This window comes from Actinomadura sp. HBU206391 (assembly GCF_014323665.1).
Classification (GTDB): Bacteria; Actinomycetota; Actinomycetes; order Streptosporangiales; family Streptosporangiaceae; genus Actinomadura_C.
In genome coordinates, this window is sequence record NZ_JABVEB010000008.1 from 16,528 (window position 1) to 37,648 (window position 21,121).

Here is a 21,121-nt window from a genome sequence, read left to right on the forward strand (position 1 = left end):
GGGATTCGTCAGACGGCGGACTGGCGGCGGAGGGTGAGGTCGGTCACGACGGCGTCCCGCGGGGTCTCGAGCGCGTTGACCACCACCCGTGCGACCGTGGCCGGTTCGATGTAGGAGCCCGGCTCGTACGCCGCGTTCTCCTGTGCCCGCACCTTGCGCTGCATGTCGGTGCCCGTGCGCCCGGGGTAGACGCTGATCACCCGCAGGTCGGGCTCCTCGGCCCGCAGTGAGTCGGCCAGCGCGCGCAGACCGTGTTTGCTCGCCGCGTACGCCGACCACCCGGGGTTGGCGTGCAGCCCCGAGCCGGAGTTGATGAAGACCACCTGCCCTCGGGCGGCGCGCAGCGCCGGCAGCAGCAGCCGGGTCAGTTCGGCCGGCGCGACCAGGTTGACCATGAGCTGCTCGGCCCACTCGTCGGCCTCCATCTCGGCGACCCGGCCGAGTTCGACGACGCCCGCGCTGTGCACGACGCCGTCGAGCCGATCGGGCAGACCGGCCTCGACCAGCGCCGCCTCGATGCGCGGCGGCTCGCTCAGGTCGAGCACGAGGGTCCGGATCCGTGGCGCGGGCGCCACGGAGGCGGGGGCGGCCGGATCGAAGGTCTGTGTCTTGGCGGCGGCGCCGGAACCGAGGTCGGTGGCCGTCTTGGCGAGCCGGTCGGCCGAACGGCCGACGAGGAGCAGATCGTGCCCGCGCGCGGCGAGCGACTCCGCGATCGAGGCGCCGATACCCCCCGTTGCGCCAGTGATCATGTACGTGCCCACGTCTTCATCCTCTCCAGCGAGACGAACAACTGCAAGATCACCACTTTGCCGTGGCCGGCGACGGGTTCAGTTGGGGCGCAGGACTCGGGTGGCGCCGGCGATCAGCGCGGTGGCGAGGATCCAGCCGGCGGCGATCAGGACGTAGGCGAGCCACTGCGTCCAACCGACCGGTTCCCAGGCGTCCCGCTGGCCGAAGGTCCCGATCGGAATGAGCAGGTCCAGGGTGTAGATGAAGGTGTGCAGGTGCGGCCGCTCGTCCGGCGGCTTGATCGCACGCGGCCGCTCCGCGGAGAACACCGTGGTGCCGACGGCCACCAGCAGCGACAGCCACATCGCCGCCAGCCATGGCCGGAAGCCGTAGCCCACCGTCCAGTCGAGCAGGTGGTTCCAGACCCGCCCGGTCAACGGCAGCGTCCGCCTGCGTGCCCGCAGTTTGGCCAGCTGGGTCTTGCGCGCGAGGTCGTCCAGGCCCGAGCCGCGAAACCAGGTCGCGAGCTGTTCGTACACCTGCGGGTGGAACTGCTCGTCGTGACGGATCCAGTCCAGGCGCTCCTTGGGCTCGCCGCCGTGCAGGGAGTCGTAGACCAGGCCGTCCAGCTGCAGTCGCTCCGGCCAGGTCGGCGGCCGGTCCCGGATCACCCCGATCCGGGAGTAGGACAGCGACACCCACCCCACCACGGGTTCCGCCGGGGCGAAGATGAGCTCGTCGATCTGCGCATGGCTGGCGTGCAGTGCCCCGCGTCCGGGTGACCGCAGGATCGCCTGGTCGAACGACAGCGTGCCGTTCACCCGGACGCCGCGCAGCCGAGCGGTGCCCTCGCAGGTGAAGCCCTTGCTGAACTCGGCGGCGTCCTCGACGACCATGTTCTGCGCGTCCAGGGCCAGCCGGCCCTGGTTGCGCAGCGTCGTGCCCTCGAAGAACACCCCGCCGTTCATCCGGGCGCCCACGAGCCGGACCCCGCCGGTCAGCTCGGCGTCGCGGATGAACGCGCCGACCTCGACCACCATGCCACCGGTGAACATCGCCCACTTGTCGGGATCCGTCACTGTGACCTTGGTGCCGTTCATCCGCAGGCCCCCCATCAGGTGGGCCCGCGTCAGCCGTACCTCGCCCTCGATCACCGAGCCGGACAGGCTCAGATAGCCGTTGGCGCGCAGCCCCCCGCCGTCGAAACCGGGCAGCCGGCAGTGGGCGATGCGGAGCTGGCGCGCCTCGGCGTTGGAGAAGGTCGGCCGCTCGGCGAGATGGCACCGTTCCAGCCGCAGTTCACTGCCGACCGTGCCGCCGGAAACGTCGAGGCGCCCGGTGATGTACGCGCCCCGCAACCGCACCGCCGGCACGAAGCCGGGCCGCTGCTCGCACCGGCCGAGCAGCAGCTGCGCGATCACCTCGGCGCGTACGGTGCGGTCCGGGGTCTCCTCATGCGGCAGGGCCTCGCCCAGCTGCACCTGTGTCCCGGTGGGATAGGCGTCCCACAGCCGCTGCTCGGGCTCGGTCAGATCCTCCGGCCGATCGTCGGCGCGGTCAGCCACAGACGTCCTCTCCGCTGAGGTCATTCAGGTCCACTCGGGTCGACTCATGCCCCGCCGGGTCGTGCCCCTGCCGTCCGGTTCGGGCGGCCCGGTCCGGGCCGCCCGGTGTAGGAGGATCCGCTCAGAAGAACCCGCGGCGCCGGCCGGCCTGCTGGAGGTAGCCGTCGAGTTGCTGCTCCCAGTTGGTCTGCTCCACGGTCGCGTAGTCGACGGTGAACCGGCCGAAGGAGTCATGGCCCTCGGTGAAGACACCGCCGCGCTTGTCCAGCTCGAGCACGACCTCCATGGAGTGCGGGCCGGAGACGAAGGTGACCTCGATCTGCTTGATCCCGCCGGCGTACTGCGGCGGGGGGTAGAACTCGATCTCCTGGTAGAAGGGCAGTTCTTGGTGCACGCCCCAGATCCGGCCCTTCTCGCAGTCGGCGTTGCGGAACTGGAAGCCGAGGTTGGCGAAGGCGGCCAGGACCCGCTCCTGCGCGGGCAGCGGGTGGACGGCCACGGGGTCGAGGTCGGTCGCGTCGACCGCGCGGGCGACCTCGAGCTCGGTGGCCACACCGACCGTCGTGCCGTGGAGTTGCCGCCCGTACATGTGCGTAAGCGGGGCCTCCCACGGCACCGTCAGCGAGAACGGAATGCCGTGCCGCACCCCCGGGCCGAGCTGGAACGAGCCCGCGACACGGGCCTTGGCGTACTCGAGGTTCGTGTTGTACTCGTTGTCGCCCGACTCGACCTCGACCCGGCTCTTCAGCGCCAAGTTGACACCGATGATGTCGGTTGGATGATCGCCTCCGAGGATGGTCACATCCCCCGTGATCACACCGCCCGGGCGCACATTGGGATTGTGCAGAACCGTCTCGACCGACGGACCGCCGACCCCCATCGCGCTGAGCAGCTTCCTGAAGACCATCTGTCACCCTCCTCGGGATCGCGGCGCAGATAGACGCCATCGTCCATTAGTCGCTGCATTGGAGCGATAAGTTCCTGGAGATCTTCCGGCATTCGACCAGATCGTGCCAGATGGCGCCGTCCGGACCTGGCCGAGATAGCCGATTTCACCCCGGGGTGGGGGTTGTCACCGGTTACCGGCTGGTAGCATCATGAGGGTTACCGACCAGTACGTAATCCCAGTAGGTAAACAGGGCGCAAACCGTTCGCCGGCGGACCCGGGTGGCGGGGTGTAGCCGGTGGGGGCGAAAGGGAGCAATCCATGGGTCACTACAAGAGCAACCTCCGTGACCTCGAGTTCAACCTCTTCGAGGTGTTCGACCGCCAGAAGGTCCTCGGCACCGGCCCGTACGCGGACCTGGACGAGCAGACCGCGCGGAGCATCCTCGAAGAGGTCGACCGGCTGGCGACCGGCGTGGTCGCGGACTCGTTCGAGGAGGGTGACCGCAACCCACCGGTGTTCGACCCGGCGACCGGCCAGGTCACGATGCCCGAGGGCATCAAGAAGTCCTACAAGGCGTGGATGGACGCCGAGTGGTTCCGGCTGGACCTGCCCGAGGAGCTGGGCGGCACCAACGCGCCCCGCACGCTGGCCTGGGCGGTCGGCGAGCTGGTCCTCGGCGCCAACCCGGCGGTCTGGATGTTCAGCGGTGGTCCCAACTTCGCCGTCGTACTGCACACCATCGGCACCCCCGAGCAGAAGCGCTTCGCCGAGATCGCCATCGAGCGCCACTACGGCGCGACGATGGTGCTGACCGAGCCGGACGCCGGCTCCGACGTCGGAGCCGGCCGGGCCAAGGCGGTCCAGCAGCCCGACGGCACCTGGCACATCGAGGGCGTCAAGCGCTTCATCACGAGCGCCGAGCACGACATGTCGGAGAACATCTTCCACCTCGTGCTCGCCCGCCCGGAGGGCCATGGCCCGGGCACCAAGGGCCTGTCGATGTTCCTCGTTCCCAAGTACCACGTGGACCTGGAGACCGGCGCGCTCGGCGAGCGCAACGGCGTGTACGTCACGAACGTCGAGCACAAGATGGGCCTGAAGTCCTCGACCACGTGCGAGCTCACCTTCGGCGAGAAGCACCCCGCGGTCGGCACCCTGATCGGGGACGTGCACGAGGGCATCAAGCAGATGTTCCTGATCATCGAGAACGCCCGCATGATGGTGGGTACCAAGGCGATCTCCACGCTGTCGACGGGCTACCTCAACGCGCGCGACTACGCCAAGGAGCGGGTGCAGGGAGCCGACCTCACCCAGATCACCGACAAGACCGCGCCGCGTGTCACCATCACCCACCACCCGGACGTACGACGCAGCCTCATGACCCAGAAGTCCTACGCCGAGGGCATGCGGGCGCTGGTGCACCTGACCGCGACCTACCAGGACGCGGTGCAGATCGCCGGGCACGAGGGCCGCAGGGACGAACTGGCGGAGAAGCTCAACGACCTGCTGCTGCCGGTCGTGAAGGGCTTCGGCTCCGAGCGGGCGTACGCGCTGCTCGCCGAGTCGCTCCAGACGCTCGGCGGCTCGGGCTTCCTGCAGGACTACCCGATAGAGCAGTACATCCGGGACGCCAAGATCGACACCCTGTACGAGGGGACGACGGCGATCCAGGGCCAGGACCTGTTCTTCCGCAAGGTCCTACGGGACAACGGCGACGCGCTCAACCACCTCACCGCCGAGATCAGGGCGTTCGCCGACAGCGAGGCCGGCAATGGCCGCCTCAAGAACGAGCGCGTACTGCTCGCCGAGGCGCTGCGGGATGTCGAGGGCATGCTCGGGTCGATGGCCGGATGGGCTCTCGGCTCGCTGGAGCAGCCGGCGGAGATCTACAAGGTGGGTCTCAACAGCACCCGCTTCCTACTCGCCCTGGGCGACCTGATCGTCGGCTGGCTGCTGTGCCGGCAGGCCGAGATCGCCCTGGCCAGGCTGGGCGACGTGGGCGTCTCCGCCGCGGACAAGGCGTTCTACAGCGGGAAGGTCGCGGCGGCTCAGTTCTTCTGCGTCAATGTGCTGCCGAGGCTGGCCGCCGAGCGCAAATCGACCGAGGCCACCACACTCGACCTGATGGAACTCCCCGAAGAGGCCTTCTAACCCAAGAGGCCTCCGAGGCGACCACAAGACGATCAAGGCCCGGCCGGCCACGAACCGGCCGGGCCTTTCGCGTCTCCCCCTCCCCCCGTCGTGATCATGCACTTATTCGCTCCCGCGCGCCCTGAGGCGGGCGAGTCAACGAGACCAACTGCATGATCACGGCGGTGGGATGGTGCGGGGGGCGATGAGGGAGGGCGGCGGAGGGCGGCGGCGGCCCTCCCGGGCGTGCGTGGGAACCTCCCGTGATCATGCAGTTGTTCGCTGTCGCGGTGCCTTCGGGTGGGGGGTCGGCGCGATTAAGTGCATGATCACGGCGGGGTGGGCGGTCGCTGTTCGGTTGCCACGGTGCTGAGGCCGGTCCTGGTGGCGTCGAACGGATCGGGCCGCCGAGGGCGGCTGTCGGTCTTCTGGGAGTGGGGGTGGGGGCTGGCGGGGTCAGCAGCCGCTCAACAGCAGCTGGCCTTGGGGTCGGTGTCGCGGGCGTCGATGTGGCGGCGCCAGAACTCCCGCTCGCTCATCACCGGCTCACCGGGGTGGGTGCGCTGATGGTGCTCCACGTAGATCTCGTACGCTCGCTCGCCGGAGAACTCTCGGAAGAGCTGCCACGCCGTGCGCAGTTTTCCACGCGTGTCCATTTCGCCTCCGCTCCTCCTCCGTGGGGTCCTATCGGTGTGTCATTGGTCGGTGCCCGCACCCGCACCCGCGCCGACCTTTTCGGCTTCCCGGGCTCGCATGATCTCGCGCTCCTCGGGCGTGGCGATGAGGCCCGACGGCGCCCAGATCTTCGATTCGAGGTGCGGCTGCTCGGTGGTGGTCAGTGCCCTGTCCCCGGACCTCAGCGCCTTGATCCAGACTCGGATCGAGTCCACCAGGATGATCACGACGAGGATGGCGAAGAACGCCGCCAGGATGCCGTCGACCGTGGTGTTGACGACCACCTGTTGCATCTGGTCGGTGGTCTTGGCCGTGCCCAGGGAGGTCTTCCCCGCGTCGAGCGCGTCCTGGTAGAGGTTGCGCTGGGCGAAGAAGCCGACCTTGGTATCGGCGGAGAAGACCTTCTGCCACGACGCGGTGAGCGTGACCGTCGCGTCCCAGGCCAGCGGCACGAGGGTGACCCAGGCGTACTTCGCCCGGCCCGACTTGATCAGTAGCGTCGTGCACACGGCGAGCGCGATGGCGGCGAGCAGCTGGTTGGCGATGCCGAACAGCGGGAAGAGCTGGTTGATGCCGCCCAGCGGGTCGTTGACGCCGGCCCACAGGAAGTAGCCCCAGGCCCCGACGACCACGGCACTGGAGACGTACAGCCCGGGCTTCCAGCTGACGTCGCCGGCCTTCTTCCAGACGTTTCCGACGGTGTCCTGCAGCATGAAACGGCCGACCCGGGTGCCCGCGTCGACGGTGGTCAGGATGAACAGCGCCTCGAACATGATCGCGAAGTGGTACCAGAACGCGCGGAGCGAGTCGCCGCCGAAGATGTCGGAGAAGATCTGGCTGATCCCCACCGCCAGCGTCGGTGCGCCGCCGCTGCGGCCCACCAGCGTGGCCTCCTCGACCGACTTGGCAGCCGCGGCCAGCTGGTCCGGTGTGATCGAGAAGCCGATGCCCGCGACCGCCTGGGAGGCGGACTCGAGTGTCGGGCCGAGCGCCGGAGTCGGCATGTTCATCGCGTAGTAGAGACCGGGGTCGATGATGGACGCCGCGATCAGCGCCATGATGGCGACGAACGACTCGACGAGCATGGCGCCGTAGCCGATGACCCGGATCTGCGATTCCTTCTCGATCAGCTTCGGCGTGGTGCCGGAGGCGATCAGAGCGTGGAAGCCCGAGAGCGCGCCGCAGGCGATGGTGATGAACACGAAGGGGAACAGCGAGCCGGCGAAGACCGGGCCCTGGCCGTTGGTCGCGAAGTCGGTGACCGCCTCGTTCCGCATCACGGGCAGCGCGAGGATGATCGCCACCGCGAGCATGACCACCACGCCGACCTTCATGAAGGCGCTGAGGTAGTCACGTGGCGCGAGCAGCATCCAGACGGGCAGTACGGACGCGACGAAGCCGTACCCGATCAAGGCGAGCGTCAGCGTCTGCGGCGACCACGTGAAGGCGTCGGCGAGCCCCGACTCGGCCACCCAGCCGCCGCTCACGATGGCGAGCAGCAGCAGCACGACGCCGATCGCCGAGGTCTCCATTACGCGTCCCGGCCGCAGGTAGCGCATGTAGTAGCCCATGAACAGGGCGATCGGGATGGTCATCGCGATGGAGAACGTGCCCCAGGGCGAGCCCTTCAACGCGTTGACGACCACCAGGGCCAGCACCGCCAGAAGGATGGTCATGATGGCGAGTACGGCGATCAGCGCGGCGATGCCGCCGACCGGGCCGATCTCGTCGCGCGCCATCTGCCCCAGGCTGCGCCCGCCGCGGCGCATGGAGAAGAACAGCGTCACCATGTCCTGCACGGCGCCCGCGAAGATGACGCCGAGGATGATCCAGATGGTGCCGGGCAGGTAGCCCATCTGCGCGGCGAGCACCGGGCCGACGAGCGGCCCGGCGCCGGCGATCGCGGCGAAGTGGTGGCCGAAGAGCACCCGACGGTCGGTCGGGTGGTAGTCGATGCCGTTGTTCACCCGCTCGGCCGGTGTCGCCCGGGTGTCGTCGGTCCGCAGCACCCGGCGGACGATGAACCGTGCGTAGAAGCGATAGGCGATCGCATAAGAGGCTAGTGCGGCGAAGACCAGCCAGACGGCGGAGATCTCCTCACCGCGTGACAGCGCGATGATCCCCCAGGCGACCGCGCCTACGAGACTGACCGCGCCCCAGATGACGATTTGCTTGAGTGATGGTCTCCGTCTGCTCGCGACATCCGTCACGGATACCTCCAGCCACCGTATGCGTCGTCACATGGTGACAGTGACGTAGCTCGCAATCAAGTAAACGAAGTGACAAACCGGCAACAGAGAGTTCATATATTCGCGGGCGTTTCCCGCGTCCTGCGAGCCTCGTCCAGATGGCCTCTGACCTGCCAAGACGCCAGATGCCCGGCCTGACGGACAGGCCGGGCATCTGGCGTCGTTCAGCGGGCGGCGTCAGGTCCAGGCGAGCATGCGGAGCGGGTCCTCGAGAAGGGACCCGACATCGCGAAGGACCATGGAACCGAGCTCTCCGTCGACGACCCGATGGTCGAACGACAGGGCGAGCGTCGTCACCTTACGGATCTTGATCTCGCCTTCGTGGACCCACGGCATGTCCCGCACCTGACCGAAGGCGAGGATCGCGACCTCGCCGGGGGTCAGGATCGGGGTTCCGGTGTCGACGCCGAACACGCCCACGTTGGTGATGGTGATCGTGCCGTCGGACATGTCCGCGAGCGGCGTCCGCCCCGACCGGGCGACCTCGGTGAGCCGGGTCAGCGCCGCGGCCAGCCCGGCCAGCGTCAGGTCCTGGGCGTTTTTGACGTTGGGGACGATCAAGCCGCGTTCGGTGGCGGCCGCGATGCCCAGGTTGACGTAGTGCTTGACCACGACCTCCTGGTCGCCCCAGCTCGCGTTGATCCTCGGGTGCCGCCGTGCCGCGAGCACCAGGGCACGGGCGACGAGCAGCAGCGGCGAGACCTTCACGTCCTCGAACTCCGGCAGGTCGCGCAGCCGCTTCACGGCGGCCATCGTCTCGGTGACGTCGACCTGGAGGAACTCGGTGACATGCGGGGCCTCGAACGCCGATCGGGTCATCGCGGCGGCCATGTTCTTGAGGACGCCCCTGACCGGGATGCGTTCCTCCCGCCGTTCCCCCGGTGCGGGGGTGACCGTCGGAACCGAGGGAACACCCTGAAGGGCCGTCCGCTCCGCCGATGAACTCGCGGCGTGGACGTCCTCTCGGGTGATCGAACCCTGCGGGCCCGACCCGGTGATCGTGGTCATGTCGACCCCGAGGTCCCTCGCGAGCTTCCGTACGGGCGGTTTCGCCAGTACGGACACTCGCTCGGGCGCCGCCGAGGCCGCCGGCCTCGCCGGAGCGGCCGGTGCCACCGAGGTCACCGGTGTCGCCGGGGCCGGCACGGCGGTCGCGGCGACCGCCGACGGTGTGGACGACGGTGCGGAGGGGGGTGTCGGCCGCTTGCGCGGACGCCGGCTGGTCGCACCGGCCTTGACGCCGTATCCCACCAGAACGGGCTGACGCTTCGGCGCGCTCGCGGCCGACGGGTCGGCCTTGGGCGCGAGGCTGCCGTGCATGCCCGGTTCGACGGCGCCCTCGGCCGGCGGCGACGGCACGAGGTCCTCCTTGAGCGCGTCGGTCCGTACGGCCGGTTCCGCCTCGGGTTCCGCGGTGCCCGCCGCGTCACCGGAGACGTCCACCGAGATGATGGGGACGCCGACGTCGACGGTCTGGCCCTCGTTCACATGCAGCGCGGCGACGATCCCCTCGTAGGGACAGGGAAGCTCGACGATCGCCTTAGCGGTCTCGATCTCGACGATGGTCTGGTTGACCTCGACCCGGTCGCCCGGCTGCACGTGCCACTTGACGATGTCGGCCTCGGTGAGCCCCTCACCGACGTCGGGCAGCTTGAACTGTTTCAACTCGGCCATGCTCACCACTCCATGGCGCGGTCGACGGCGTCGAGCACACGATCGAGGTCGGGCAGGTAGTAGTCCTCCAGCTTCGAGGGCGGGTAGGGCGTCGATGGCCCGCCGACCCGGAGCACCGGCGCCTCCAGGTGGTAGAAGCACTTCTCGGTGATCCGGGCGGCCAGTTCCGCGCCGTACCCGCTGAACACCGGCGCCTCGTGCACCACCATGCAGCGCCCGGTCTTGCGCACCGACTCGACGACGGTGCCGACGTCGAGCGGATTCAGGGACCGCAGGTCGATGACCTCCAGAGACCGGCCCTCCTCCGCGGCGGCCATGGCCGCCTCCATGCAGGTCTTCACCATCGGACCGTACGCCAGCACGGTCACATCCGTGCCGGGACGCGCCACACGAGCGTCATACAGAGGTGTCCAATCCGTGCCGTCGACCGCGACCGGGGCCTTCTCCCAGTACCGGCGCTTGGGCTCGAAGAAGATCACTGGATCCGGTGAGTCGATCGCCTGCTGGATCATCGCGAAGGCGTCGGCGGGGTTGGAGCAGGCCACCACCCGCAGGCCGGCGGTGTGCGTGAAGTACGCCTCCGGCGACTCACTGTGGTGTTCGACCGCGCCGATGCCGCCACCGCACGGAATGCGGATCACCACGGGCAGCGATACGGTGCCGAGCGAGCGCATGCGCATCTTCGCCAGCTGGGTGATGATCTGGTCGGCCGCCGGGAACACGAAGCCGTCGAACTGGATCTCGCACACGGGCCGGTAGCCGCGCAGGGCCAGCCCGATGGCGGTGCCGATGATGCCCGACTCCGCGAGGGGCGTGTCGATGACCCGTTCCTCGCCGAAGTCCTTCTGCAGCCCGTCGGTCACCCGGAACACGCCGCCGAGCTTGCCGACGTCCTCACCCATGATGAGGACCTTGGGGTCGTTCTCCATGGCCTTGCGCATGCCCTCGTTGAGGGCCTTCGCCAGGGTCAAGGTCGGGGTGCCGGCGCCTTCGCCGGTCACGTTCTCGCTCATGACGACGCCTCCTCGAAGGACGCGAGGTAGGCGGCGAACTGTTCCTGTTCCTCGGTGATCAGCGGGTGCGGTTCGGCGTACACGTTCTCGAACATCGCCAGCGGCTGCGGGTCGGGCAGCTCCAGACAGGCCTTACGCAGGTCCTTGCCGATCTGCTTGGCCTCCGTGTCGATCTCCTCGAAGTAATCGGTGGAGGCCAACTGGTTCTTCACGAGATAGGCCTTGACCCGCTCGATCGGATCCTTCAGCTTCCAGGCCTCGAGCTCGGCCGCCAGCCGGTAGCGGGTGGGGTCGTCGGTCGTGGTGTGCGCCCCCATCCGATAGGTGTAGGCCTCGATCAGCGTCGGCCCCTGTCCGCTGCGAGCGGCCTCCAGGGCCTTGCGCGTGACCGCCATACAGGCGAACACGTCGTTGCCGTCGACCCGGACGCCGGGAAAGCCGAAGCCGTTGGCGCGCTGGTACAGCGGGACACGGCTCTGCCGCTCCAGCGGCTCGGAGATGGCCCACTGGTTGTTCTGGCAGAAGAACACGATGGGTGCGTTGAACACCGACGCGTACACGAAGGCCTCGTTCACATCGCCCTGGGAGGTCGCGCCGTCGCCGAAGTAGGCGATCGTCGCGGCCGCGTTCGGCGTCCCGAGCACGCCATCGCGCTGGATGCCCATGGCATAGCCGGTGGCGTGCAGCGTCTGGCTGCCGATCACGATGGTGTAGAGGTGGAAGTTGTGCTCGGCGGGGTCCCAGCCGGAGTGGTTGACGCCGCGGAACAGACCGAGCAGCCGGACGGCCTCGACCTGACGGCACCAGGCGACGGCATGCTCCCGATAGGTCGGGAAGACCATGTCGTTGTCGGACAGCGCCCGGCCGGAGCCGATCTGGGCCGCCTCCTGGCCGAGCAGGGAGGCCCAGATCCCGAGCTCGCCCTGGCGGGTCAGCGCGACCGCCTCCAGGTCGATGCGGCGGACGATGACCAGATCGCGGTATAGGTCGCGAATCTCCTGGTCGCCGAGGTCGAGTGGGTAGTCGGGATGTTCCACGCGCTCGCCCTCGGGGGTGAGCAGTTGGACCAACTCGGGGGAGGCATCCTGGCCGACGCCGGGTGGTGCACCGCGCGCGGAGTCGATGGTCACGTGCCGCTCCTCTTGCAACTCGGGGCCGGCGAACGGGATCGCCGTGAGCCGGCCGACGTAAGGCCACTGCCCCTGGTAAGAGGCGTGAGGCTCTCTCGCCATGGTGTCAGACGTCACTTAAGGGGGCGCAAGCCCCAACTTGTCGGATGTCTACCCCACATCCAGGTGCGCGGCACCACACTGCCGCGGAAGGCATAGTTTTCGGCACAGCGGCAATCTCAGCAGGATCCGATGTCCCCATGGGGACGAGGGAGGACCACGAACATGAGAGCCGCCGAGACGAACACGGCTGAACCGCAGTTCAGTCTGCCGGGCATGCTGATCGGCGGGGAGTGGGTGCCGGCCGGTGAGAACGGGCTGGCGGAGGTACGGGCGCCCTACGACGGACGGCTGGTGGCCCGCGTCCCCGCGGGCGGAACGGGAGACGTGGACCGGGCCGTCGAAAGTGCGGTGGCGGCCCTGAACCGGGACGACTTCGCCCGGGTGGACCGGATCCGGGTGCTCGAACAGACCGCCGCCGCCCTGAGCGATCGGCGGGACCATTTCGCCCGGGCCATCGCGATGGAGTCGGCCAAGCCGCTCAAGACCGCGAGGGTGGAGGCCGCGCGGGCCGTGGACACCTTCGCCTTCGCGGCCGCCGAGGCACGCCGGTACGCCGGTGAGATGGTGCCGATGGACGCGTCGGCCGCCGGAGCCGGCAAGACCGCGTTCACGCTACGGGTGCCGGTCGGGGTGGTGGCGGCGATCTCGCCGTTCAACTTCCCGCTGAACCTCGTCGCCCACAAGATCGCGCCCGCGCTGGCCGCCGGCTGCCCGGTCGTGCTGAAGCCCGCGTCGCAGACGCCGGTCAGCGCGCTGCTGCTGGCCGAGCTGCTGGACGGCCTCGGCACGCCGGCGGGCTGGCTCAACGTGGTGACCGGTGGCGGGTCGACCGTCGGGGAGGCCCTGGTCACTCACGAGGACATCGCGTACGTGACCTTCACCGGATCGTCGGAGGTCGGCTGGGCGATGGCGGCCAAGGCCCCGCGCAAGAAGGTGCGGCTGGAACTCGGCTCGAACTCACCGCTGATCGTCGACGATCCGGCGGACTGGAGGAAGGCGGCCTCCAAGGCCGTCACCGCGGGGTTCTCCCATGCCGGGCAGTCCTGCATCTCGACCCAGCGGATCTACGTGCACGCGGGCGTCGCCGAGGACTTCGTCGAGACTCTGGTCCGCCGCGTGGAGGATCTGGTCTCGGGTGACCCGCTCGCCGAGGTCACCGACGTCTCCTCGCTCATCTCCGAGAACGACACCGAACGGGTCAGGGAGTGGATCGACGAGGCCGTCGCGGCCGGCGCCAAGGTGCTCACCGGTGGCGACGTGGTCGACGGAGTGCTGCGGCCCACGGTGATCGAGGGCGCCCCGCCGACCACCAGGCTGCAGCGCGAGGAGGTGTTCGGGCCGGTCGTGACGATCACCCGTTACGAGTCCTTCGACGAGGCCCTCGGGCTGGCAAACGACACACGGTACGGCCTGCAGGCCGGCGTCTACACCTCCGATCTCGGCAAGGCGCTGCGCGCGGCCAAGGTCCTGCGGTTCGGCGGCGTGCTGATTAACGACGTGCCCACCACTCGCGCCGACCAGCAGCCGTACGGCGGGGTGAAGGACTCGGGCAACACCCGCGAGGGCCCGGCGTACGCCATCGAGGAGATGACCGAACTGCGGCTGATCTCTCTCCAGCCCTGATCCGGCATGCGCCGACCTCGACCCCTTGGTCGCTTTGCCATGCGTCCCTATCCGCGGCCTGTAAGTACAGGCTGCGGATAGGGACGCATGGGGGGCGGGGTCACGTCACGCGAGATCTGTGGCGGGCCGGTGGGAATCCGCAGGCCGGTTCTTTCTTCGTGCCTTTTGCCGATGCCGGCGGTTTCGATGCCGATGAAGCCGGGTGTTTCAGCATCCGGAAGTGCCGCACAATGCGGCGCCTGCCGCTCTGGTGACGTCCACGAGATCAAAGTGGCGTTTTGTACGCGCAATGGTGAATAGTCGGATTAATGCATCCTTGCTGACGAATCATGGAGCCGTTGCTCAGACCCTGTGTTCTCCGTTAACGGGCGGTCAGCTCGCTAGAGCGCTCAGCAGGAAGAGGAAGAAGAGCAGCCCGAAGGGGATCAACGTCGCGGCGATGGTGATCCCCATGCCGTTCCACGGCTGCGGCGCCGGACCGATCGCACCGCGGGAGAAGGCCCACATCGGCGCCCGGTACTCGACCTCGAGCACCTGGCCCGGCTGCAGCGGCAGTTGCAGATCCGCGGGCCCCACCTGGGAGGGGATGATGTACGGCACGTGGACATGCACATGGTGCTGGCCGGCCGGCATCGGGATGACGTTGCGCCCCCACTGGCCGGACATGAGATGACCATTGATAATGATCTTCGGCTTGATCAGCATGAAGATCCAGGCCAGCGGGAAGTACTTGAGGTTGAGCACGAGCTGCGACTGCCCGCCGCCCTGCTGCGGGTACTGCTGGTGTGCGGGGGCCTGGCCGCCGTGCTGCGGGTACTGCTGCTGCGGGGCCGGGTGACCGCCCTGCTGAGGGTAGTGCTGCTGCTGGGGGTAGCCGCCCTGCTGGTAAGGGTTGGGGGCGGGAGGGTAGCCGCCTTGTTGCGGGCCGCCCGGCCCACCCGGATATGGCGGCTGGTGTCCCTGCTGACCCCAGGGATTCGGCGCCTGAGGCTGCGGGGGGTATGGATTGCTCAACGGGGGGTCCTTCCTGGCTGCGCCGGGCTCACGATACCGGTCTGTAGTCAGTTAGATGCGCAAATAACAGCATCAATCGCGTGAAAGCACGCGGGTAACGCCCGCGGCCACCGTGAGGCCGAGGACCAGGCCCGCCGCCACCAGCAGATTGGCGACCCATTGATAGCCGCCCGCCGGGCTGTATGCGACCTCCTGGCCGAGTGAGCCTATCGGCAGCAGCAGATCGAGCGTATAGAAGAACGCGTTGAAATGCGGGTGCTGACCATCGTCGAGAACCGGAGGTTGCCGGAGCGAGAACACCACCGTGCCGATGGCCAGCAGCACGAGCAGCCACGTCGCGGCACGGAACGGCCGGTAGCCGTAGCCGACCGTCACGTCCTGGATGAATCCCCACACCTTGCTGGGCGTGGTGAGGCCCACGCGTCGGTCCCGCTGCTTGGCCAGCAGGACCGTACGCCCCTCGGCGTCCAGCCCGATCGAGCGGTAGGTCTCGGCGAGCCGCTCGTAGGGCTGGGGCTGGTAACCGTCGGTGTCCCGGCGCAGCCAGTTCAGCCTCTCCTGCGCCCGGAGCGGCGGGTCGATGGCGTCATAGGACAGCCCGTCGAGCTGCAGCCCGGCCGGCCACGTCGCCGGATCGTCCCGGAGCCGGCTGATCTTGGCGTAGGAGTAGTCCACGAGCCCGTCGATCGGCTCGGCGGGCCGCAGCAGCACGTCCTCGGCCTGCAGCCGCTGGCAGCTCAGCGCGACGCCGCCGGGGTTGGTGATCCGGCCGCCCCGCAGACTGAGCTGCCCGCCGATCCGGGCGCCGGCGAAACTCACCGCGCCGTGGGCGTTGAAGCCGTCGGAACAGTAGACATCGGTCTCGACGGCCAGATCGTCGGCGTTGAGCGCCGTACGGTCCGGATGGCTCAGTACCGCCCCCACCAGGGAGAGGTAGCCGCCCACGCGGGCGCCGCGCAACCGTACGGCACCGTTGGCGGAGAAGCCGCCGTCGCAGAACACGTTCGCGGCGACGTCCAGCCGACTGGCGTAGAGCGCGGAGCCCGACGGGTTGCGCAGCCGGGCGCCCCGGAAGATCAGCTGGCCGCCGATCCGGGCGCCCGGCAGCCGTACCTCGCCGTCGGCGGTGAAGCCCTGGTCGCAGTAGAGGTTGGCATCGACGGTCAGCCGGTCGCCGAGCAGCGCGTCACCCCCGGAATTGACCAGGTGGACGCCGCTCAGGTTGAGGATCCCGGTGATGTGCGCGCCGTCCAGCCACAGCCCGCCGGAGATGTGGCTGCCCTCCAGCCACAGGTGCCCGTCCACCCGGGTGCCGGACGCGACGAATCCGGGCAGCCGGCAGCGCAGGATGTGCATGCTGCGCATGCTCGCCCAGTAGAGATGCGGGGAATCGTCGAACGAACACCCGGTGAGCGCCAGCGGCACGGTCACCTCGGCGTGCCCCAGATTGAGCGCGCCGGTGATCCGCGCACCGGTGAGCCGTACGGCCGCGATCTCACCGGGCTCGGCCTCCTGGGCGCCCAGCAGGAGGGCGACGATCACCTCGGCTCTGACGACCCGATCGAGGGTCCACCGGTCGGCGTCGGCCGGATCGTCGAAGACCGGATTGCCGGTGGTCAGATCCACGGACTCGCCACGGGGGAACGCCTCCCAGAGGGCACGCTCCGGTGGTGAAAGGTCCTCGATGCGCATGGACTGCTCCCAGGGGGTGAACGCTCTGTGCCATGTATATCGGGGTGCCGCGAACTCGCACGAGTGTGATGTGGAACGGCTCACCGTACTACCACGGCCCGCTGTGCCGTACGCTTCGGAGCCGTACGAGAATCCGCAGCTCAGACAGTGAGTGGCGGGGCGCGGGAGCGTGAGCGGCGGCTGCGGGGCATCGGCGATTGTCGAGCCCGGCGAATAGACCGCGTGAACCGCTCCCCGGGCCCGCCCAGAAGGGAGCCGACCGTGGCGCGCGTCATCGTGGACGTCATGCTGAAGCCGGAAATTCTCGATCCCCAGGGCCAGGCGATCGCCAGGAAGTTGCCGCAGATGGGGTTCGAAGGCGTCACCGGGGTACGTCAAGGAAAGCGCTTCGAGGTAGAGCTCGAAGGGCCGGCGGATGAGGCGGCGCTGGAGCAGGTTCGGAAGATCGCCGAGACTCTGCTGGCCAATCCGGTCATCGAGAACTTCGAAGTGTTCGTCGAATAACCGGTTGCGCCGGCAGTGACGGACCCCTTCCATAAGCCCCCGGTCGATTGCCGGACCCGTAATCGTCGCTGGTCTCATGGGGTGTGCCAACACCCCGGCCGTCGAAAGAAGGACCTTGTGGCGATTAGGAAGTGCCCGCCGGGGAAGCCTTAGCCTCGTTGAGAGTTTTTATGACCGAGATCGGGGGCGGGCCCCGGTAAGGGGGTCGGCTAACAATGAGGTGGCCGGTGGAAATGAGGTTCTCTCTAGCGCTACCGCGTGAAGCGCTCAGCATCCCGGTGATACGCCGGGCACTTGGGGACGCACTGTACGGTCTGGGGGTCGCCCAGGAGTGCATCGCGGACATCCTCCTCGCGACTTCGGAGGCGTGCACCAACGTCATCGAGCACGCCCAGACTTCAAGGGATTTCGAAGTCGACGCGTGCATCGACGAGAGCAACTGTGTGTTGAAGATCGTCGATCAGGGTCGTGGATTCCGTGATGTTCCGACGCGCCGGCCGCACCCGGACGATGAGTCCGGACGCGGAATCAACATCATGCGCGCCCTGGTGGACGACGTCGACTTCGACAGCACTCCGGGCCAGGGCACGGTGGTCTCCCTGCACAAGCGGCTGACCTGGCAGGACGAGGCGCTGATCCGGCGCTTGGAGCGCGAACTGGTGCACAGCGGCAGGTAGGTTAGATACCGACGCGGGGGGACCCTTGACCTGATACTGGCCTGCGATTGCGTCTGCCACCCGCCGCTGCGACGAGGAGACGGACAGTAATGAGCACGGCCCGGGTGGGCGTCATCACATTCCCCGGTTCGCTGGACGACCGGGACGCCGTACGAGCCGTACGGCTGGCCGGAGGCGAACCGGTCGCACTGTGGCACGCGGACAAGGACCTACGAGGCGTCGACGCGGTGGTCCTGCCGGGGGGCTTCTCCTACGGCGACTACCTGAGGGCGGGCGCGATCGCCCGCTTCGCACCGCTCATGGAAGAACTGGTCCCCGCCGCGAGGGCGGGGCTGCCCGTGCTCGGCGTGTGCAACGGCTTCCAGATCCTGTGCGAGTCGCATCTGCTGCCCGGGGCGCTGCGGCCCAACGCGAGCCTGCACTTCGTGTGCCGGGACCAGCGGCTGCGCGTCGAGAACGCCGGCACGGCCTGGACCCAGGCTTACACCGAGGGCCAGGAACTCGTCATCCCGATCAAGAACCAGGACGGCTGCTACGTGGCCGATGAGGCCACTCTGGCCGAGCTCGAGGAGGGCGGCCGGGTCGTCGCGCGCTACCTCGACCTGAACCCCAACGGCTCCCTGAACGACATCGCCGCCATCTCCAACGAGGCCGGCAACGTCGTCGGGTTGATGCCGCATCCGGAGCACGCCGTGGAGACACTGACCGGTCCGACGACCGACGGGCTGGGCTTCTTCACCTCGATCATCAAGGGATTGGTCAACGCTTGAACAGCGATCCGTCGGACGGGGTGCCCCAGCGGCCCCTGCCTGAGCAGCCCGCCGCGCAGCAGCCCGACCCCCAGCAGCCTCCGGTCGAGCAGCCCGAGCAGCCCCAGGCCGAGGAGCTTCAGCCGGCACAGGCTCCGTCCGAGCAGCCCGCCGCCCAGGGTCCGGTCGAGCCGGTTTCGTCGGTCGTCGACGACCAGGCGCCTCTAGAGCAGCCCGCCCGCCGGGACACGGTCGACGAGCCTGCCGTCGACCCGGTCACCGACCCGGTCGCCGACGAGGTCATCTCGCCGGTGGCCGAGCCTGCGGTCGACCCGGTCACCGACCCGGTGATCACGCCGGTCGCCGACGCGGTCGCCGATGCCGAGAGGTCGCCCGACCAGGCCCAGCCGTACGAGGAACTCGGGCTGAAGACCGAGGAGTACGAGCGGATCCGGCAGATTCTCGGCCGCCGCCCCACCGCCGCCGAGCTGGCGATCTACTCGGTCATGTGGAGCGAGCACTGCTCGTACAAGAGCTCCAAGGTGCACCTGCGGCAGTTCGGCGAGAAGTCGCCCGACAACACCTCCGAGGTGCTGCTGGTCGGTATGGGCGAGAACGCCGGGGTCGTCGACGTCGGACAGGGCTGGGCGGTCACCTTCAAGGTCGAGTCACACAACCACCCGTCGTACGTCGAGCCGTTCCAGGGAGCGGCCACCGGGGTCGGCGGCATCGTGCGCGACATCATCTCGATGGGCGCCCGGCCGGTCGCGGTGATGGACTCGCTGCGCTTCGGCCAGGCCGACGCGCCCGACACGCGCCGCGTGCTCCCGGGCGTCGTCGCGGGGATCGGCGGCTACGGCAACTCCCTCGGCCTGCCGAACATCGGCGGCGAGGTCGTCTTCGACCCGTGCTACCTCGCCAACCCGCTGGTCAACGCCCTGTGCGTCGGCGTCATGAAGCACGACGACATCAAGCGGGCGGCCGCGCCCGGTCCCGGCAACAAGGTCATCCTGTTCGGCTCCCGCACCGGGCCGGACGGCATCGGCGGTGCCTCGGTGCTGGCGTCGGCGACCTTCGACGAGAAGTCCGCGGCCAAGCGCCCGGCGGTCCAGGTCGGCGACCCCTTCATGGAGAAGCTGCTCATCGAGTGCTGCCTCGAGCTGTTCCGCGAGGACCTCGTCGTCGGCATTCAGGACCTCGGCGCGGCCGGCGTCTCCTGTGCCACGACCGAGCTGGCGGCGGCCGGTACCGGTGGCATGATCGTCGACCTGGACCTGGTTCCGCTGCGCGACCCCACCCTGCGCCCTGAGGAGATCCTCATGAGCGAGTCGCAGGAGCGCATGATGGCGGTCGTCGCGCCGGACAAGGTCGATCAGTTCCTGGCGATCTGCGCCAAGTGGGACGTGCCGGCGACCACGATCGGCGAGGTCACCGACGGTGGCCGCCTGGTGATGACGTGGCGCGGCGAGGTCATCGTCGACATTCCGCCGGGCACCGCCGCCGACGAGGGTCCGGTCTACGACCGCCCGGCCGAGCCGCCGGCCGACCTCGAGTCGCTCCAGTCGGACACGCCCGGCCACCTGAACCGGCCGTCCAACGCCGACGAGATCCGCAGGACCGTGCTGTGGCTGGCGGGTGCCCCCAACCTCGCGGACAAGAGCTGGGTGACGTCGCAGTACGACAAGTACGTACTCGGCAACACGGTGCTCGCCATGCCCGAGGACGCCGGAGTGATCCGCCTCGACGAGTCGATGCTGGCAGCGCCTGAAGCGTCCGCCGAGAGGGAGCCCGGGGCGGGCTCGGACCCGGCCGAGGGCCGCCTGGGCATCGCGCTGTCGCTGGACGGCAACGGCCGTTACACGCGCCTCGACCCGTACGCGGGTGCCCAGCTGGCGCTGTCGGAGGCCTACCGCAACGTCGCGGCCACTGGTGCGCGGCCGCTCGCGGTCACCAACTGCCTCAACTTCGGCTCACCCGAGGACCCCGGCGTCATGTGGCAGTTCGCCCGCGCGACCGAGGGCCTCGCGGACGGCTGCCAGGTCCTCCGTACGCCTGTCACCGGCGGGAACGTCAGCTTCTACAACCAGACCGGCTCGACGCCGATCAACCCCACGCCGGTCGTGGGCGTGCTGGGCGTTCACGACGACGTCCGCCGCCGGGTCCCCATGGCGTTCGCCGCCGACGGGGCCACGTTGGTGCTGCTCGGCCAGACCCGCGAGGAGTTCGGCGGATCCGAGTGGGCCCATGTCGTCTACGGCCATCTGGGCGGTCTGCCGCCGCTGGTCGACCTGGCGGCCGAGGTCGCGCTGGCCTCCGTGCTCATCGCCGGTGCCCGCGACGGGCTCTTCGCAGCGGCGCACGATCTCTCCGACGGCGGACTTTCCCAGACGCTCGTCGAGTCGTGCCTGCGCGGCGGGCTCGGCTGCCGGGTGACGCTGCCCGGTGATCCATTCGTGTCGCTGTTCAGCGAGTCGGTGGCCCGCGCCGTCGTGGCGGTGCGACCCGGGCATGAGGCCAGGGTCGCGGCGCTGTGCGAGGCGGCCGGAGTGCCGGTGACCCGGCTCGGTGTGGTCGGCGGCGACGCCCTCACGGTGGAGGGCGTGTTCTCCATCCCGCTCCCCGAACTCCGCGAGGCCCACGAACGCCTGCTCCCGACCTACGCGAGCTGACCCGGCCGGGAGCGGAGTCTCCGGCCGATGTACG

The 21,121-nt window shown here is 68.9% G+C and carries 16 protein-coding genes; 6 read left to right on the forward strand and 10 right to left on the reverse strand.

Features of this window, described 5'->3' with window-relative positions:
* Nucleotides 1–8: 8 nt before the first annotated feature.
* The 3 genes from HKK72_RS05805 to HKK72_RS05815 all read right to left on the reverse strand — a co-directional run bounded on the left by HKK72_RS05805 (nucleotide 9) and on the right by HKK72_RS05815 (nucleotide 3,204).
* Entirely contained in the window at nucleotides 9–764 is a 756-nt protein-coding gene (locus HKK72_RS05805) for an SDR family oxidoreductase (RefSeq protein WP_187233195.1), read from the reverse strand.
* 66 nt (nucleotides 765–830) lie between these two features.
* Entirely contained in the window at nucleotides 831–2,297 is a 1,467-nt protein-coding gene (locus tag HKK72_RS05810; RefSeq protein ID WP_315987096.1) for a hypothetical protein, read from the reverse strand.
* A 121-nt stretch (nucleotides 2,298–2,418) separates the two neighbouring features.
* A complete protein-coding gene (locus HKK72_RS05815; protein ID WP_187233196.1) occupies nucleotides 2,419–3,204 on the reverse strand; it encodes a sporulation protein in 786 nt (261 codons plus the stop codon).
* A gap of 300 nt (nucleotides 3,205–3,504) precedes the next feature.
* On the opposite strand from HKK72_RS05815, the gene HKK72_RS05820 reads away from it, so the two are divergent.
* Nucleotides 3,505–5,337 (forward strand): acyl-CoA dehydrogenase, encoded by a 1,833-nt coding sequence (locus HKK72_RS05820; RefSeq protein ID WP_187233197.1) that lies wholly within the window; start codon nucleotides 3,505–3,507, stop codon nucleotides 5,335–5,337.
* Between the two features lie 446 nt (nucleotides 5,338–5,783).
* On the opposite strand, the gene HKK72_RS05825 is transcribed toward HKK72_RS05820, so the two are convergent.
* The 5 genes from HKK72_RS05825 to pdhA all read right to left on the reverse strand — a co-directional run bounded on the left by HKK72_RS05825 (nucleotide 5,784) and on the right by pdhA (nucleotide 12,057).
* Entirely contained in the window at nucleotides 5,784–5,972 is a 189-nt protein-coding gene (locus HKK72_RS05825; RefSeq protein ID WP_187233198.1) for a YbdD/YjiX family protein, read from the reverse strand.
* 39 nt (nucleotides 5,973–6,011) lie between these two features.
* On the reverse strand, nucleotides 6,012–8,201 hold the full coding sequence (locus HKK72_RS05830) for a carbon starvation CstA family protein (RefSeq protein WP_315987097.1): 2,190 nt from the start codon (nucleotides 8,199–8,201) through the stop codon (nucleotides 6,012–6,014).
* A gap of 216 nt (nucleotides 8,202–8,417) precedes the next feature.
* Complete coding sequence (locus HKK72_RS05835) at nucleotides 8,418–9,914, reverse strand: dihydrolipoamide acetyltransferase family protein (protein ID WP_187233199.1); 1,497 nt, start codon at nucleotides 9,912–9,914, stop codon at nucleotides 8,418–8,420.
* A 2-nt stretch (nucleotides 9,915–9,916) separates the two neighbouring features.
* Complete coding sequence (locus HKK72_RS05840) at nucleotides 9,917–10,927, reverse strand: alpha-ketoacid dehydrogenase subunit beta (RefSeq protein ID WP_187233200.1); 1,011 nt, start codon at nucleotides 10,925–10,927, stop codon at nucleotides 9,917–9,919.
* Nucleotides 10,924–12,057 (reverse strand): pyruvate dehydrogenase (acetyl-transferring) E1 component subunit alpha, encoded by a 1,134-nt coding sequence (gene pdhA, locus HKK72_RS05845; protein WP_315987105.1) that lies wholly within the window; start codon nucleotides 12,055–12,057, stop codon nucleotides 10,924–10,926. The genes HKK72_RS05840 and pdhA overlap by 4 nt, the downstream gene beginning before the upstream one ends.
* Nucleotides 12,058–12,321: 264 nt before the next feature.
* On the opposite strand from pdhA, the gene HKK72_RS05850 reads away from it, so the two are divergent.
* Nucleotides 12,322–13,782, forward strand: coding sequence for an aldehyde dehydrogenase family protein (locus HKK72_RS05850; RefSeq protein ID WP_222720381.1), 1,461 nt, complete (start codon nucleotides 12,322–12,324; stop codon nucleotides 13,780–13,782).
* Between the two features lie 372 nt (nucleotides 13,783–14,154).
* Here HKK72_RS05850 and HKK72_RS39715 read toward each other — a convergent pair whose 3' ends face one another.
* Both HKK72_RS39715 and HKK72_RS05860 read right to left on the reverse strand, forming a co-directional pair.
* On the reverse strand, nucleotides 14,155–14,796 hold the full coding sequence (locus HKK72_RS39715; protein ID WP_222720382.1) for a hypothetical protein: 642 nt from the start codon (nucleotides 14,794–14,796) through the stop codon (nucleotides 14,155–14,157).
* A gap of 72 nt (nucleotides 14,797–14,868) precedes the next feature.
* Nucleotides 14,869–16,488: a hypothetical protein gene (locus tag HKK72_RS05860; protein ID WP_187233202.1), complete on the reverse strand. Its 1,620-nt coding sequence runs from the start codon at nucleotides 16,486–16,488 to the stop codon at nucleotides 14,869–14,871.
* 261 nt (nucleotides 16,489–16,749) lie between these two features.
* On the opposite strand from HKK72_RS05860, the gene purS reads away from it, so the two are divergent.
* From purS to purL, 4 genes are all read left to right on the forward strand, one after another.
* Complete coding sequence (gene purS / locus HKK72_RS05865; RefSeq protein WP_187233203.1) at nucleotides 16,750–16,992, forward strand: phosphoribosylformylglycinamidine synthase subunit PurS; 243 nt, start codon at nucleotides 16,750–16,752, stop codon at nucleotides 16,990–16,992.
* Nucleotides 16,993–17,225: 233 nt separating this feature from the next.
* The gene (locus HKK72_RS05870) at nucleotides 17,226–17,669 is read left to right on the forward strand and encodes an ATP-binding protein (RefSeq protein ID WP_187233204.1); all 444 of its coding nucleotides are present in this window, start codon (nucleotides 17,226–17,228) and stop codon (nucleotides 17,667–17,669) included.
* Between the two features lie 89 nt (nucleotides 17,670–17,758).
* Nucleotides 17,759–18,439 carry a phosphoribosylformylglycinamidine synthase subunit PurQ gene (gene purQ / locus HKK72_RS05875; protein WP_187233205.1) on the forward strand — a complete coding sequence of 227 codons (681 nt, stop codon included), beginning with the start codon at nucleotides 17,759–17,761 and terminating at the stop codon, nucleotides 18,437–18,439.
* A gap of 326 nt (nucleotides 18,440–18,765) precedes the next feature.
* A complete protein-coding gene (gene purL, locus HKK72_RS05880; protein ID WP_187233272.1) occupies nucleotides 18,766–21,087 on the forward strand; it encodes a phosphoribosylformylglycinamidine synthase subunit PurL in 2,322 nt (773 codons plus the stop codon).
* Nucleotides 21,088–21,121: the final 34 nt, after the last annotated feature.

Coding starts and splice junctions, on each gene's coding strand:
- HKK72_RS05820 (WP_187233197.1), top strand. CDS start 3,505: ATGGGTCACTACAAGAGCAACCTCCGTGACCTCGAGTTCAACCTCTTC.
- purQ (WP_187233205.1), top strand. CDS start 17,759: ATGAGCACGGCCCGGGTGGGCGTCATCACATTCCCCGGTTCGCTGGAC.
- HKK72_RS05870 (WP_187233204.1), top strand. CDS start 17,226: ATGAGGTTCTCTCTAGCGCTACCGCGTGAAGCGCTCAGCATCCCGGTG.
- HKK72_RS05815 (WP_187233196.1), bottom strand. CDS start 3,204: ATGGTCTTCAGGAAGCTGCTCAGCGCGATGGGGGTCGGCGGTCCGTCG.
- HKK72_RS05840 (WP_187233200.1), bottom strand. CDS start 10,927: ATGAGCGAGAACGTGACCGGCGAAGGCGCCGGCACCCCGACCTTGACC.
- HKK72_RS05835 (WP_187233199.1), bottom strand. CDS start 9,914: ATGGCCGAGTTGAAACAGTTCAAGCTGCCCGACGTCGGTGAGGGGCTC.
- HKK72_RS05850 (WP_222720381.1), top strand. CDS start 12,322: ATGAGAGCCGCCGAGACGAACACGGCTGAACCGCAGTTCAGTCTGCCG.
- HKK72_RS05860 (WP_187233202.1), bottom strand. CDS start 16,488: ATGCGCATCGAGGACCTTTCACCACCGGAGCGTGCCCTCTGGGAGGCG.
- HKK72_RS05825 (WP_187233198.1), bottom strand. CDS start 5,972: ATGGACACGCGTGGAAAACTGCGCACGGCGTGGCAGCTCTTCCGAGAG.